Raw genomic sequence first — 15,005 nt, forward strand, 5'->3', positions numbered from 1 at the left:
CCGCCTCGCCGCGCGTCCCACCCTCCATAAAAAACCAGCGGCCCCCGGACTCGCTTTGCGCCCGCTCCCCTTCTGTTTTTTTTGGTCTTAAAACAACCGGGGGGGGGGTTGTTTTCCGGGGGGGCAAACCCCCCGCCACTCCATCGGAATAAATAGCGACGACGGCTGGCGGGTATCAAAGGGGATCGCCCCCACTAGGATAGGGTTGGCGATGCCCTGCGATTTGGCCTCGGTAAACTGCTGGCGCAATTTCTGCTGGAAAGGGCTATCCGGCGAATCCCCGGCGGCCGCAGGCTCGGTATAACGGGCGAAACACCCAGAGGTGGTAAAACTGCGATACGGCGACATGAAGAAAAAGCAGTCGGGAGCAAGCGTTGCCATTGTCTCCTGAGCGTCCTCGGCCAGTGGCATATCCATATCATCCTCCAATGATAAAGGCTTATAATAATGATTATCATTTCTATTTTTAGTGCGCTAACCTAAGAGTAAAACGTCGCTCTGTCAACTCTGGTCATGACTTAAATGGCGCTAAGGCTTGCATCTCGCTGCCGCTAACATGAAAATGAGAAGCATTAACTTTATTAATAACAGGACGCTATTGTGAGACTTCCCGCCTTTCATCGTTTGCTGCTTCTAATGGTTGGTTTATCTGTTTCAGGAATATCCTTAGCCCAGGATGCGGGTTGGCCCCGGCAAATCCAGGACAACCGCGGCGTTCATACCCTGGACCACAAGCCCGCGCGTATCGTCTCTACCAGCGTGACGTTAACAGGCTCGCTGCTGGCGATTGATGCGCCCGTCGTCGCCAGCGGTGCCACTACCCCGAATAACCGCTTTGCTGACGATCAAGGGTTTATGCGCCAGTGGAGTGACGTAGCAAAGGCTCGTCATGTCGCCCGTCTGTACATCGGCGAACCGAATGCCGAAGCAATCGCCGCGCAACTGCCGGATCTCATTTTGATTAGCGCCACTGGCGGCGATTCGGCGCTGGCGCTTTACGATCAGCTCTCCGTTATCGCGCCGACGCTCGTCATCAATTATGACGATAAAAGCTGGCAGAGTTTGCTCACTCAGCTTGGCGAGATCACCGGTCAGGAGAAACAGGCCGCCGCGCGAATAGCGAAATTTGAGGCGCAACTGACGACGGTAAAACAGCAAATCGCCCTGCCGCCTCAGCCGGTTAGCGCGCTGGTGTATACCCCTGCCGCGCATAGCGCCAATCTGTGGACGCCAGAATCAGCACAGGGCAAACTATTGGTACAGTTAGGCTTTACGCTGGCAACATTGCCCCGTGGGCTGCAAACCAGCAAAAGCCAGGGTAAGCGCCACGATATCATTCAGCTTGGCGGTGAAAATCTGGCCGCCGGGTTAAACGGTGAATCTCTCTTCCTGTTTGCCGGCGACAGCAAAGATGTCGCGGCCCTTTACGCCAATCCGCTGCTGGCGCACCTGCCAGCGGTGCAAAATAAGCGCGTCTATGCGCTGGGTACGGAGACGTTCCGTCTGGATTATTACAGCGCAACGTTGCTGCTTAACCGGCTTGCCACCCTATTTTAGCGTTGCCGGGGTCTTATCCGACCGACCAGACAGATTTTGTCGGTCGGATAAACGCGTCGTCATCAGCCAGCATCGCTAACCGGCGGCGTCTGGCGAAAACGGCGTAGCTCGCCCAGCACTAACAGCAGCAGCAAACCGATAATCACCAGTCCAAATCCACTCACGCTCGCGGAAGCGACCGGCGTCATCATTGCGCCAAAACCGCCTAACATCGCCGCGCCGATAGCGTCTCCCGTGACGTTTTGCGCGGTCCACAGGCCATTCATTCGCCCCAGCATATTTTCCGGCGTCTGGGTTTGTAGCAGGGTGTATTGTAATAACGAGCTGATGGCACTCAGCCAGCCAAACAGCGCCAGACAGATAACACCCGCGATCCAGACCGGCATGATGGCGAACAGTCCCACCGCCAGAAAGGAACCGACCGTCGAAACCAGCATAATGAGTCCCGGACGAACGCTATGCGCCAGTTGTCCGCTGGTTAGCGCACCAATGGCCGCCCCCAGCGGAATTGCCGCATACAGTAAACCGATTTGCGCCGCCGACATCTGCCAGCTCATCGCCAGCGCCGGATAGAGTACGCGCACCGCGCTTGCCATCGTCACCAGACCGCCAAGTAGCGCAATACCGCCGATAAGCGGACTGGCGAGCAGAAAACGAAATGCCGCCAGCAACGCGATAAAAGGATTTTCCCGCGGCTGCGGAGGAACAGGCAGTCGCGGTAATGTCAGTAACGGCAGTAACGTGATAAACGTCCCGGCTGCCGCCAGCCCGTAGTTCCAGGCTACGCCGCCGCTGGCAAGCAATATGCCCCCCAACATCGGCGAAATAACCGATCCCAGACGTACCGTCAGCATGGTAATCGCACCGGCCTGCATCAGATTTTCTCTTCCGACCAGTGCTGGCGTCGCCGCCAGTAAAGCGGTCACGCCCAGAGACGCGAAAAAGCCGTCCCACAGGCCAAGAAGATATATCGCCAGCAATGACGGTTCCGGTAACAGCGCGTTCACGCACAGGCCAATAAAACCAATACCGCAAGTACCGCGCGCCAGCAGAATCACCTTTTTGCGTTCGTAACGATCGGCCAGTACGCCGCCCACCATTAAGCCAATAAACATGGCACCGCCGGTTAACGTTACCGACAGCCCCACCTGCCAGGTGGAGTACGTCATCATTTGGATCTGTACCGGAACCGCTACGCCAAGCAGCCCCAGCGAGACAATAGAAATAAATCGGGCCAGAAATACTGCGCGAAATGCAGGATGCGTCTTCAACAGGCTGAGATTGAGCAGCCAGGATTGTCGATTCATTACAACGCCTTAATGCGAGTTTTTTTAAATATCCATTCAATGGCTGCACATGCTAACATAACCAAATAAGATAGATAACGATAATTACTATCATTATCAGGGAAGTTATTATGCCATGCTCGTTTTCCGTGACGCGCGCGTTTGCCGTGCCCGGATTGTTGTTATTGCTGATTCTCGCCGCGGTTTTAAGTCTGGTCATTGGCGCGAAACCGCTGCCTGCCGCCGTCGTGCTGGACGCGTTCACCGGTGTTTGCCAAAGCGCCGATTGCACCATCGTCCTGGATGCGCGTTTGCCGCGAACACTGGCCGGATTACTGGCAGGCGGCGCTTTGGGTCTTGCCGGGGCACTCATGCAAACGCTCACCCGTAACCCGCTCGCCGATCCGGGGATTCTGGGCGTTAACAACGGCGCCAGTTTCGCCATTGTACTGGGCGCGGTGCTGTTTGGTTTCTCCACGCCGCTGCAGCAGCTTTTCATGGCATTTAGCGGCGCGCTTATCGCATCGCTGATTGTCGCCTTCACCGGCAGTCAGGGCGGCGGTCAGTTAAGCCCGGTCCGCCTGACACTGGCGGGCGTGGCGCTTGGCGCGGTACTGGAAGGACTGACCAGCGGCATCGCGCTGTTAAATCCAGAGGTCTATGACCAGCTTCGCTTCTGGCAGGCGGGATCGCTGGACATTCGCAGCCTGCAAACGTTGAAAGTCGCGCTCGCGCCCGTGGTTATAGCCGGGATCGTGGCACTATTTCTGAGCCGTGCGCTGAACAGCCTGAGCCTCGGCAGTGATACCGCGACGGCGCTGGGTAGTAAAGTGGCGCGCACCCAACTTATCGGTTTACTGGCGATTACCGTCCTGTGCGGCAGCGCAACGGCGCTGGTCGGCCCTATCGCCTTTATTGGTCTGATGATGCCGCATATGGCGCGTTGGCTGGTGGGCGCCGACCACCGCTGGTCGCTGCCGGTGACGCTACTGGCGACCCCTGCTCTGCTGCTTTTCGCCGATATTATTGGACGTCTGTTGGTGCCGGGCGAACTCCGCGTATCGGTCGTCAGCGCGTTTATCGGCGCGCCGGTACTTATTTTTCTGGTACGCCGTAAATCAGGCGGAGGCGGCCTGTGATGTTTCTTTCTCGTCGGCTTATCGTAAGCTGCCTGCTTCTGGCGGCAGGCTGCCTGGCCATTGGCTTATGGAGTTTGCAACGCGGCGCCGTGCCTCTTGATACCGGGCAGATTATTGCCGCGCTGCTGGGCGACGCGCCGCGTAACATCACCCTTGTCGTAACCGAATGGCGGCTACCGCGCGTATTAATGGCGCTGCTGATTGGCGCTGCGCTTGGCGTCAGCGGAGCGATTTTCCAGTCGTTGATGCGTAACTCGCTAGGCAGCCCTGATGTGATGGGCTTTAATACCGGCGCCTGGAGCGGCGTACTGGTCGCAATGGTCCTGTTTGGCCAGCATCTTACCGCGATCGCGCTGGCGGCAATGGCAGGCGGTATCGTCACGTCATTGATTGTCTGGCTGCTGGCCTGGCGTAACGGGATTGAAACCTTCCGGCTGATTATCATCGGTATCGGCATCCGCGCTATGCTGGTCGCCTTTAATACCTGGCTTCTGTTGCAGGCATCGCTGGAAACGGCGCTCACCGCCGGCTTATGGAACGCCGGGTCGCTCAACGGTCTGACATGGGCGAAAACCTGGCCTTCGGCGCCGCTGATTATTGTGATGCTGACAGGCGCCGCGCTACTGGTACGTCGCATGCGGCTGCTGGAGATGGGCGATGACAGCGCCTGCGCGCTGGGTGTTAGCGTGGAACGGTCACGCCTGATGATGATGCTGGTGGCGGTGGCTCTCACCGCCGCCGCAACGGCGCTGGCTGGCCCCATCTCGTTTATCGCCCTTGTCGCGCCGCACATCGCCCGCCGCCTTAGCGGCACAGCTCGCTGGGGATTAACCCAGTCGGCGCTGTGTGGCGCCTTATTACTACTGGCCGCCGATGCGTGCGCGCAGCAACTGTTTATGCCTTACCAGCTTCCGGTGGGCGTGGTCACCGTCAGCCTCGGCGGTATTTACCTTATCGTCTTGTTAATTCAGGAGTCCCGCAAAAAATGACCGAATCCGTAGCCCGTTTGCGCGGCGACCAGTTAACTCTGGGTTATGGCAGCTATACCGTCGCAAAAAACCTTAACGTTTCGATTCCGGACGGCCATTTTACCGCCATCATCGGCCCTAACGGCTGCGGCAAGTCAACTCTGCTACGCACGCTAAGCCGTCTAATGACGCCCATTGACGGCCATGTCTGGCTGGATGGCGAACAAATACAGCGTTACGCCAGTAAAGAGGTGGCGCGGCGAATCGGTTTGCTGGCGCAAAACGCCACCACGCCGGGCGATATCACCGTACAAGAGCTGGTCGCCAGGGGGCGTTATCCACATCAGCCCTTATTTACCCGCTGGCGTAAGGAAGATGCCGACGCCGTCGCTAATGCCATGCGTGCAACGGGTATCACTTCACTGGCGACGCAAAGCGTAGATACTCTGTCCGGTGGCCAACGCCAGCGGGCGTGGATAGCCATGGTGCTGGCGCAGGAAACGTCCATCATGCTGCTGGATGAGCCGACGACGTGGCTGGATATTAGCCATCAAATTGATTTGCTGGAATTGTTAAGCGATCTCAACCGCGAAAAAGGCTATACGCTCGCCGCCGTCCTGCACGACCTGAATCAGGCTTGCCGATACGCCACCCATTTGATTGCATTACGCGAAGGTAACATTGTGGCGCAGGGTGCGCCGAAAGAGATTGTTACCGCGGAGCTTATCGAAAAAATCTATGGCCTGCGCTGTATGATTATCGACGATCCGGTTGCCGGTACGCCGCTGGTTGTACCGCTGGGGCGGCAATAGTCACCCACACATATGAAAAAGCCGGATAATCACTATCCGGCTTTTTGGTGTAAATCAGACTAACCGTTCATCTATCGCCAGCGCGTTTTCCATTTTACGCGAGACCATCGCATGACGCAGTAATACGCCGCCACAGGCCATCATACCGCCAATTAGCGCCGCCAGGATAATAATGTTCGCTTTACCCGGACCATCCTTTTTCACTGGCAGAGACGGCGACAGTTGATATTCAAACGGGGTAAACGTCACGTCGCTCACATTCATTGCCACCAGTTGTTCAACATGGTATTGACGGTTACGCAAATCACCGTTGATCTCGGCTATGTCCGTTACCCCTTTTTCAATTTCCAGTTTGCGGGAAATACCATCCGCGCCGAGGGAAATAGAGTAATCCGGATCATCTTTTACCGCCTGGCCATTGCTGTAAACCGGTTTCTTAATTCCGGCGGCATTGGCTATTTCCAGCGAATAATGAAGACGTTGAATATTGGCATCAAGTTGATTTTTGAGGCGCACCCGATCCATCGCCAGCTTTTCCTGCTCATAGCGGGTTTTGATTTCCAAGTGGTTACGAATATTTTCCAGCGTCTCTTTCACGACGATAGCAGAGATGTACTGAATATAGCCAGCCAGCACCTTTTGCGCTTCTTCCCGCGTCGGTGCGGTAAAACTCAGCGTCCACGACGTGAATAACGACGTTTCATTTTTCTTGCCAACATTGCTATCCACCGCTTTCATTTTTTCGCTCAGCGCGACAATCGCCCGATGAAGATCCTGCTCGTCTATTTTCGCACCTTTTAATTGATCCATGACATACGGAGAAGAACGAAGATATTCTTCCAGCAGCAACAGCGAGCTAAACTTTTTAATGAACAGATTAAATACACCAACCCGATCAACGCTTACATCCATATCCAACACGCGCAGCGTGGTCAACGTTCTCTCCAGTCCCTGCCACTGTATCGATTCCGCCGGTGTGATAATTGCCTGGCTGGTCCATTTTTGCGGTAGCAGAAAGGACAGGAGCAACCCCATACACGCGAAGGCAAAAACGGTAACAAGAATACGACGCTTCGCCTGCCATAACACATCCATAAGGCTAAACAAATCGATTTCATGACTGTTGGCGGGCGGCAGTGGGTAACCTGCAAATTGCTGATTTTTTTCTTGATTTATATTAAGAGATGACATGCCGTATGACCTGAAAACTTTATCCAATGAAAAAACACCTTCCTGTTGGAGATTCTAACAGCAAGTAAGAATTATCTGAAACAATCTTTGCACGCCAGCGTCAGAAAAGCACAATACTCGGAATTGAACTTGCCTGCAGCATGTATCACTTATGTTAAATGAATTAATAGTTGCAATAAAAAACCCATAATTACTAATTATTATGGGTTTCGCGATTTAATTTGTTAAAAGCAAAAGCAATGCCCGTTATTTATTAATTAGCTTACAGATGATGGGCCCAATAGCTTCAAAAGCGGCGGGCGAAATAATATCCACATGCGCGCACGGCTGGCGATAAATAGCCAAAGAGTCTATCCACGGTGACCAGCTCTGTTCTGGCGATACGCCTTCCGGCACTGTTTTATCCGCCACAAAAAGCGTAGCATGTCCATCAAACGGTACGCTATGCGCCGTCGTCAGCAAACGGACGGCATCAGCATAATTGCCTTCAATAGCGGCAAATAAGGCTTCGGATGCATTTCCCTGCTGAGCGGCGACAAACGCCGCGCGTTCGCGTTCAATTTCCGACAGCACGTCCGGATTAAGGCCATTCGCCTCTTTTTCCCGCCAGTTTTGTGTTTCCGGCGGCCAGGTGTCCAGTAATCCCAAAAACGCCACCGTTTCGCCGCGCGCGCGCAACCGGGCGGCGATCCCTTGCGCCAGCGTCCCACCCAGCGAATAGCCTAATAAATAATAAGGGCCATGCGGCTGCCGGGCGAGCAATGTCACCAGATGATGTTCACATACCTCATCAAGGGTGGTTGCGGTTTGCATAGGGCCAGCGGGGCGCGGCGACTGAATCCCCATAATCGACCACGACGGGCTGAGATAGCGTGATAATACGCTAAATTGCCAGGCGAACCCCGACGCCGGATGGAAACAGAATAACGTTGGACCATCGCTTTCACGCAGCGGCAACAGCGGCCCGAACCCCAGATTGCGCGAGCATTCATCATCGTCAGTATCGAGCAGCTTGCTCAATTGCGCCACGTCAGATGCCACCATCACCTGTCCCGGCGTCACCTGGCGGTTAAACGTCTGGCTTAGCTGTGCGGCCAGTTTCATCGCCAGCAGCGAGTGTCCGCCCAGCGCAAAGAAATCACTTTCAACATCGTTAATCTCACAGCCCAGCAGGCGGGAAAACGCCGCTGCGACAGCAATCTCCGTTGCGGACTGCGGCGCACGCCCTTTCACGCGCGGCGTCAGGTCCGGCAGCGGCAGGGCTTTGCGATCCAGCTTGCCATTAGCGCTAAGCGGCAAACTGGCAAGTTGCAACAGCACAACCGGCACCATATGCGCGGGAAGTTTTTGGCGTAATTTTTCCTGCAGCGCCGGTAAATCCAGCGGCAAACCGGAGTGAGAAACCAGATAGCCGACCAGTTGCCGGGCATCTCCGCCCGTCGCCGCCGCCTGATTAAAGACACAGGCATGCGCTACCACCTGTTCAACATCCGGCAGCGTTTGCATGACGCGGTCAATCTCACCCAGTTCAATACGTTGACCACGAATTTTGAGCTGATCGTCGCTGCGCCCCAGATATTCCACCGCGCCGGAATCCAGCCAGCGCGCCACATCCCCGGTACGGTACATTCGTTCGCCTGGCGCAAAAGGATCGGCGATAAAACGGCTGGCGGTAAGATCCGGACGCCCCAGATAGCCCTGCGCCAGTTGGATACCGGTGAGATAGAGATCGCCAGCCACGCCCGGCGGCACCGGCTGCATATGCGCATCGAGTATACGCAAGCCGGTATTCCAGACGGGATAACCAATCGGGATGCTGTTGCCGTCAATGGCCGCCAGCTCATTACCGCAGGCCGGATACCAGCTCACATCCACCGCGGCCTCCGTCGGCCCGTACAGATTGTGTAGCGGCGCGCCGGTTAACGTCTCCCATTCGCGGCACAGCGCCGTCGGCAGCGCCTCGCCGCTACAGAAAACCCGCTTTAAGGAAGCGCAACTTTTTTCAGCCGACGCTGGCGTTAGCGAGGCAATAAAGGCCGCCAGCATCGACGGTACAAAATGGGTGGTCGTGATGCCGTATTGCGCAAAAAACCGCTGCATCGCGAGCGGGTCGCGGTGCGCTTCCGGCTCGGCCATCACCAGTTTCGCCCCGGCGATAAACGGCCAGAAAAACTCCCATACTGAGACGTCAAAACTGCACGGCGTTTTTTGCGCCACTACATCATCCGCCGTCAGCGGATAGTGATCCTGCATCCACAGCAGCCGGTTCACTATCGCCATTTGCCCCACCATCACCCCTTTCGGTCTGCCCGTCGAACCTGAGGTGAAAATGATGTAAGCGGTATGATGCGGTAACGACAGCCCCAGCGGAGTCGCGTCACTGATCGGTAGCGGTTCGCTATAGCTCAAATATTCCATCCCCGGAATATCGTGAAAGCGCGCCAGCTGCGCCTGAGTCGTAATTAACAGTTTCGGCTGCGCATCCTCCAGCATCATTCGTAGCCGATCGTCAGGATAACCGGTATCCAGCGGCAGCCAGGCGGCACCCGCCTCGACAATACCATGCAGCGCTAAGGTCAGGAAAACCGACCGCGGCAATGCCACCGCCACGCTATCGCCAGGCTGAACGCCGCGTTCCCGCAGCGCGTGCGCCAGCGCCACAACCTGTTCGCGCATTTCACGGTAGGTAAAGTGATAATGCGCATCTACCAGTGCGGAAGCCTCTGGCGTTTTTTGCGCCTGCTGCGCCACCAAATCGCTGAGCGTGGCGACGGGAATAGTTACCACCGTATTATTAAGGTGTGTTAATTGCGTTTGTTCTTCCGCCAGCAGCATTTGCGCATCGCCACAGCGCAGCGCCGGGTTATCAGCAAACTGCGTGATAAGCGCCATCAACCGTAAGGCATGGCGGGAGAGCGTGGCGTCATCGTAACGCTGTGCATTCGCCAGCAATTCAATATCCAGACCACCGTTTTCATCCGGGAAGAGCGCCAGTTCAAGATCGTTAACCGGCCCCGTCGCCAGGGTATGGGTTTGCGCCTGTATGCCAGGAAGATCCAGATGATAATCAAACACTTTTATATTGAGTACCGGGCCAAATAGCGGTGCCTCCCCAGCGGCTCGCCCGCTATCGCGTACAATCTGTTCGGCGTCGTAACGCTGGTGGCGGCGCATTTTCTTTAACTGCGCCGCAAGACGCTTCGCCAGCGTTGGCAGGTCTTCCGTTGCATTAAGGTTAATCGCCAGCGGCAAAACGTTAAGGACCGGCCCGGTCGCCGTTAACGCTGCCGAGCCCATCCGCCGCATAAAGATAAATCCGGCGGCGTAATCCATCCGCCCGCACAATCGTCCCAGCCACAAGGTCACCAGCGCCAGGGCAAGATCCGCTCGCGGTATCTCAGGCATGTGCGCCGCCAGTTGGCGAAACGCCCCCTCCGGCGCGCTCAATTTCATACGCAGAATATCCGCGCTCGCCGATCGCCCCGGCAACGGCGCGGCAGAAATTGACGCTGGCGGCGGCAGCTCGCGACGCTGCTGCGCCCAGAAGGCGCCATCACGCTGCCAGGCCTCGCTCTGGCGATAGCGCTGATACTCTTCAACCACATCCGCAAAGGGGGTAAAAGGCGAATCCGGCGTAGGGGCGCCGCTCTGCCAGGCGCAATAAATCGTCGCAATCTGGCGGGTTATCGCCGGGAAACTAAAGCCATCCACCAGCAAATGGTGATAGCGCTGATACCAATACCAGCGGGTATCATCAATGCGTATTAACTGGTGAAACGCCAGCGGCTTACCGCTATCTGCGCGCAGGTTTTGCCGTAAGTCCGCCTGCATTAACGCCAGCGCCGCGTGATGCGGATCGGCCTGGTCGCGTAAATCGACAATCGCGGGCTCGCCGAACGTGCGCTCGGGATCGATCCATTGCCAGACCTCGCCATTCTCTTCGGTAAAACGCATCTGTAGCGTATCCGCCTGCTGCATCCCTACCGCTACCGCTTTTGCCAGCAAGGCGGCATCCAGCTCGCCGTTCAGTTCCACATAGTGCGCCACGCTCCAGACGGAGGGTAAATCAGAGAGTTTTTCCGCCATCCAGATCCCCGGCTGGGCGGCGACTAACGGTAAACGCTGCGTCATTTCGCCTCCTGCTTATCGGCATAATGCGCCGGATTCAGTGTTGTCCAGCGCGTATTAAGCCACTGCTGGCACGCGTCCTGCGATTGCGGTTCGCATACCACGTCCCAGCCTGCGGGAAGCGCGCACTCTGCTGGCCAAAGGCTGAATTGACGCTGCGCATTTTGCAGCATATAAAACTGTCCCTGCAGATTATCGAAGGGATTACTGAATTCCATACTCAACTCCTGTCGTGGACATGTGCCCGATTAAAGCGTGTCGATAAGCGGCTGCCAAAGCAGCATCAGCCCTTGCGTTAGCCCGCCGCGCCAACAAAGCGCATCGTGTCCGCCGTCAACCTGACGCCAGAAAATGGACTGCTGCGAGGTATTCAGTTGGGCATAAAGCGCCTGATTCGCCTGAAAAACGATCGGCTCACGCACGCCGGCTTCCAGTACGATGCGCAGTCCGCGCGCGCATAATGCGCCGGTTTTCAGTCGGGTAATCACCTCCCCCTCCAGCGAGTTGACGCGATGGGGCCACCAGAAAGATCCTGACTGGCTCAGTACACAGCCAAAACGCGTCGGCCAGTTCAGGCCGGCATACAGCGCCGACAGGCCGCCAAAACTCTGTCCGGCAACCACCGTTCGCCCGGCATCATCGCTAAAAGGCGTCACCGCTCTGACTTGCGGCAACAGTTCCTGCTGCACCGCCAGCCAGAAGTCGTCATTGCAGGGCAACTCCTGGCTACGGTGTTGAGTATCAATCGCGTCAATCAGCAGATAGACGGCGCCGGGAAGAAGATGTTGATGAGTCAGCGAGGCGAGCGCGGGCCAGGCGGGCATACTTTCCGCCCAGAATTGACCGTCCAGCAGAATAGCCAACGGTCTTTCTTCCGGCGCCTCATCTCCGGTCGTCAATATCCATACGCGGCGGGAGTTGCCCAGACGTTCGCTATGCCACTGCATCCTCAAAGGCGGTGAATACGGCGTTTCAGGGCGATCCCATCCCGGCTGAAGGGGCGCATCCGGCATTTCCAGCGCCGAAACCGCATGACCACGCCCTCCCCGCCAGCTTTGTGAATTAAGCGGGTCAGCAATCGCCTGCGGTAATAACTGTCGCCAGCCTTCACGCAGTACGTTTCGATCGGGCGTTTCGCCCGGCGCAAAAGCGGCAAAAACGTCATCGCGTTCGGTAGGAATAAAACAGTAGCTGCCGCGCCAGTTAGCGCTAAGCACCGTGCTCCAGCGCCAGACATCCGTTCCGGCAATACGCGCCATCGTCTGAGGCTGCGCGTTTTGATGATGATCGGTCACGCCAGTGATGTAGACCCAGACACGCCGTATCGGGGAGTGTGTTTCATTTCCCTGCGGGTCGCGCCACCAAAAAGTGACCCGATAATTTCCGTTTTTTTCCCGTACCCATTCCGGCCCGGTTTTGGTCCTCCACCAGGCCTCACTTCCCGTCGCCAGCGCCTCTTCCATTATAACCCTATGTTTATTATGAATTTTTCATATGAATAGCGAAATATATTGATAATATTATTGATAACAATTTGCATTTGCAATAGCGTATTGTCGCGCTATGGGAAGCGCGAACACAATTTCACCACCCGACCAATGCCTTTGACGGGCGCCTGGGCTTATGTGGCTAAAGAAAAGCAGGATATACAATGAACAAGAAGATTCATTCCCTGGCCTTACTGGCCAATTTAGGGATTTACGGGGCCGCTCTGCCCGTGATGGCGGAAGAGAAAACCGATAGCGCTGCGCTCAACAATGAAGATACCATCGTGGTGACTGCCGCCCAGCAAAACCTACAGGCGCCAGGCGTATCCACCATCACCGCCGATGAGATCCGCAAAAATCCGCCCGCGCGCGACGTATCAGAAATCATCCGCACCATGCCGGGCGTGAACCTGACCGGCAACTCCACCAGCGGTCAGCGCGGGAATAATCGCCAAATCGATATTCGCGGCATGGGGCCGGAAAACACCCTTATCCTGATTGACGGTAAACCCGTTACCAGCCGTAACTCGGTACGTCTGGGCTGGCGCGGCGAACGCGATACCCGCGGCGATACCGCGTGGGTACCGCCGGAGATGATCGAACGAATTGAAGTGCTGCGTGGTCCTGCCGCCGCACGTTACGGTAACGGCGCAGCGGGTGGCGTGGTCAATATCATTACCAAAAAAGGCAGTAGCGAGTGGCACGGTTCCTGGAATACGTATTTCAACGCGCCGGAACATAAAGACGAAGGCGCGACCAAACGCACTAACTTTAGCCTGAACGGCCCGCTGGGCGGGGATTTTAGTTTCCGTCTGTATGGCAACCTCGATAAAACGCAGGCTGATGCGCGTAATATTAACCAGGGGCATCAATCTGAACGTACCGGGAGTTACGCCGACACGTTACCGGCAGGGCGTGAGGGGGTAATTAACAAAGATATCAACGGCGTGGTTCGTTGGGATTTTGCTCCGCTTCAGTCTCTGGAGCTGGAGGCCGGTTACAGTCGCCAGGGCAACCTCTATGCCGGCGATACTCAGAACACCAATACGAACCAACTGGTGAAAGATAATTACGGAAAAGAGACGAATCGTCTTTATCGGCAAAACTACTCTCTGACCTGGAACGGCGGCTGGGATAATGGCGTAACCACCAGTAACTGGGTGCAATACGAACATACCCGTAACTCCCGTATGCCGGAAGGCTTAGCAGGCGGCACCGAAGGGATTTTCGATCCAAAAGCGTCGCAAAAATATACCGATGCCGATCTGAATGACGTCACCCTACACAGCGAAGTGAGCATTCCTTTTGATCTGCTGGTCAATCAAAACCTGACGCTGGGTACCGAATGGACCCAACAGCGTATGAAAGACATGCTCTCCAACTCGCAAACCTTTATGGGGGGAAATATCCCGGGTTACAGCAGTACCAATCGTAGCCCCTATTCAAAAGCGGAAATTTTCTCTCTGTTTGCCGAAAACAACATGGAACTGACCGACAGCACCATGCTGACGCCGGGGCTACGTTTCGATCATCACAGTATTGTGGGGGATAACTGGAGCCCGTCGCTGAACCTGTCGCAAGGTCTGGGGGATGACTTTACTCTGAAAATGGGTATCGCCCGCGCTTATAAAGCCCCGAGTCTGTACCAGACTAACCCGAACTATATTCTGTATAGTAAAGGTCAGGGCTGTTACGCGACTGGCGCTGGCACCGGCATCGGCTGCTATATGATGGGCAACGATGATCTGAAAGCCGAAACCAGCATCAACAAAGAGATTGGTCTGGAATTTAAACGCGATGGCTGGCTGGCCGGCGTCACCTGGTTCCGCAATGATTACCGCAATAAGATTGAAGCGGGTACGGTGCCGTTGCAGCGTATCAACAACGGCAAAACGGATGTCTATCAGTGGGAGAACGTGCCGAAAGCGGTCGTTGAAGGTCTGGAAGGCACGTTAAACGTACCGGTTAGCGACACCGTAAACTGGACAAATAACGTTACGTATATGCTGCAGAGCAAAAACAAAGAGACCGGCGAACGCCTGTCGATTATTCCACAGTACACGCTTAACTCAACCCTGAGCTGGCAGGTACGTCAGGACGTTTCTCTGCAATCGACCTTCACCTGGTACGGCAAACAAGAGCCGAAGAAATATGATTATCAGGGGAAACCCGTTACCGGAACAGATAAGCAAGCGGTCAGCCCATACAGTATTGTTGGCCTGAGCGCGACCTGGGACGTGACCAAAAACGTCAGCCTGACCGGCGGCGTGGATAACCTCTTTGACAAACGTCTGTGGCGTGAAGGTAATGCGCAAACCGTTAGAGATACTCAAACTGGCGCCTATATGGCAGGCGCTGGCGCGTACACCTATAACGAACCGGGCCGTACGTGGTATATGAGCATTAATACCCATTTCTGATGCCAATCTTCCCTCCC

10 protein-coding genes and 1 pseudogene are annotated in these 15,005 nt (G+C 55.8%); 5 read left to right on the top strand and 6 right to left on the bottom strand.

Going from position 1 to position 15,005, the window contains the following annotated elements; genetic code table 11:
• Positions 1-417: pseudogene (locus AC3G3F_RS14775) on the bottom strand (isochorismate synthase); the annotation flags it as partial.
• A 183-nt stretch (positions 418-600) separates the two neighbouring features.
• Between AC3G3F_RS14775 and fepB the strand changes: the two are divergent.
• Positions 601-1,557 carry a Fe2+-enterobactin ABC transporter substrate-binding protein gene (gene fepB / locus AC3G3F_RS14780; RefSeq protein ID WP_488395236.1) on the top strand — a complete coding sequence of 319 codons (957 nt, stop codon included), beginning with the start codon at positions 601-603 and terminating at the stop codon, positions 1,555-1,557.
• Between the two features lie 62 nt (positions 1,558-1,619).
• On the opposite strand, the gene entS is transcribed toward fepB, so the two are convergent.
• Complete coding sequence (gene entS, locus AC3G3F_RS14785; RefSeq protein ID WP_488395238.1) at positions 1,620-2,864, bottom strand: enterobactin transporter EntS; 1,245 nt, start codon at positions 2,862-2,864, stop codon at positions 1,620-1,622.
• Positions 2,865-2,974: 110 nt separating this feature from the next.
• Between entS and fepD the strand changes: the two genes are divergently transcribed.
• Genes fepD through fepC form a run of 3 tightly spaced genes read left to right on the top strand, consistent with a single transcriptional unit; the run spans position 2,975 to position 5,762 of the window.
• Positions 2,975-3,982 (top strand): Fe(3+)-siderophore ABC transporter permease, encoded by a 1,008-nt coding sequence (gene fepD / locus AC3G3F_RS14790; protein ID WP_023246778.1) that lies wholly within the window; start codon positions 2,975-2,977, stop codon positions 3,980-3,982.
• Positions 3,982-4,971, top strand: a complete 990-nt coding sequence (gene fepG / locus AC3G3F_RS14795; protein ID WP_072158674.1) for an iron-enterobactin ABC transporter permease — start codon at positions 3,982-3,984, stop codon at positions 4,969-4,971. The genes fepD and fepG overlap by 1 nt, the downstream gene beginning before the upstream one ends.
• Positions 4,968-5,762: an iron-enterobactin ABC transporter ATP-binding protein gene (gene fepC / locus AC3G3F_RS14800; RefSeq protein WP_000140616.1), complete on the top strand. Its 795-nt coding sequence runs from the start codon at positions 4,968-4,970 to the stop codon at positions 5,760-5,762. Before fepG ends, fepC begins: the two co-directional genes overlap by 4 nt.
• A gap of 54 nt (positions 5,763-5,816) precedes the next feature.
• On the opposite strand, the gene wzz(fepE) is transcribed toward fepC, so the two are convergent.
• The 4 genes from wzz(fepE) to fes all read right to left on the bottom strand — a co-directional run bounded on the left by wzz(fepE) (position 5,817) and on the right by fes (position 12,544).
• Positions 5,817-6,953, bottom strand: a complete 1,137-nt coding sequence (gene wzz(fepE) / locus AC3G3F_RS14805; protein WP_079796326.1) for an LPS O-antigen length regulator Wzz(fepE) — start codon at positions 6,951-6,953, stop codon at positions 5,817-5,819.
• Between the two features lie 246 nt (positions 6,954-7,199).
• The gene (gene entF / locus AC3G3F_RS14810) at positions 7,200-11,084 is read right to left on the bottom strand and encodes an enterobactin non-ribosomal peptide synthetase EntF (RefSeq protein WP_079796327.1); all 3,885 of its coding nucleotides are present in this window, start codon (positions 11,082-11,084) and stop codon (positions 7,200-7,202) included.
• Positions 11,081-11,299, bottom strand: a complete 219-nt coding sequence (locus AC3G3F_RS14815; RefSeq protein WP_053508460.1) for an MbtH family protein — start codon at positions 11,297-11,299, stop codon at positions 11,081-11,083. The genes entF and AC3G3F_RS14815 overlap by 4 nt, the downstream gene beginning before the upstream one ends.
• A gap of 30 nt (positions 11,300-11,329) precedes the next feature.
• Positions 11,330-12,544, bottom strand: a complete 1,215-nt coding sequence (gene fes, locus AC3G3F_RS14820; RefSeq protein WP_053529297.1) for an enterochelin esterase — start codon at positions 12,542-12,544, stop codon at positions 11,330-11,332.
• Positions 12,545-12,732: 188 nt separating this feature from the next.
• Here fes and AC3G3F_RS14825 point away from each other — a divergent pair, with 188 nt between their 5' ends.
• On the top strand, positions 12,733-14,988 hold the full coding sequence (locus AC3G3F_RS14825; protein WP_053508464.1) for a TonB-dependent siderophore receptor: 2,256 nt from the start codon (positions 12,733-12,735) through the stop codon (positions 14,986-14,988).
• Positions 14,989-15,005: the final 17 nt, after the last annotated feature.

The sequence above is a fragment of the Salmonella sp. FC25216 genome, from assembly GCF_057751355.1.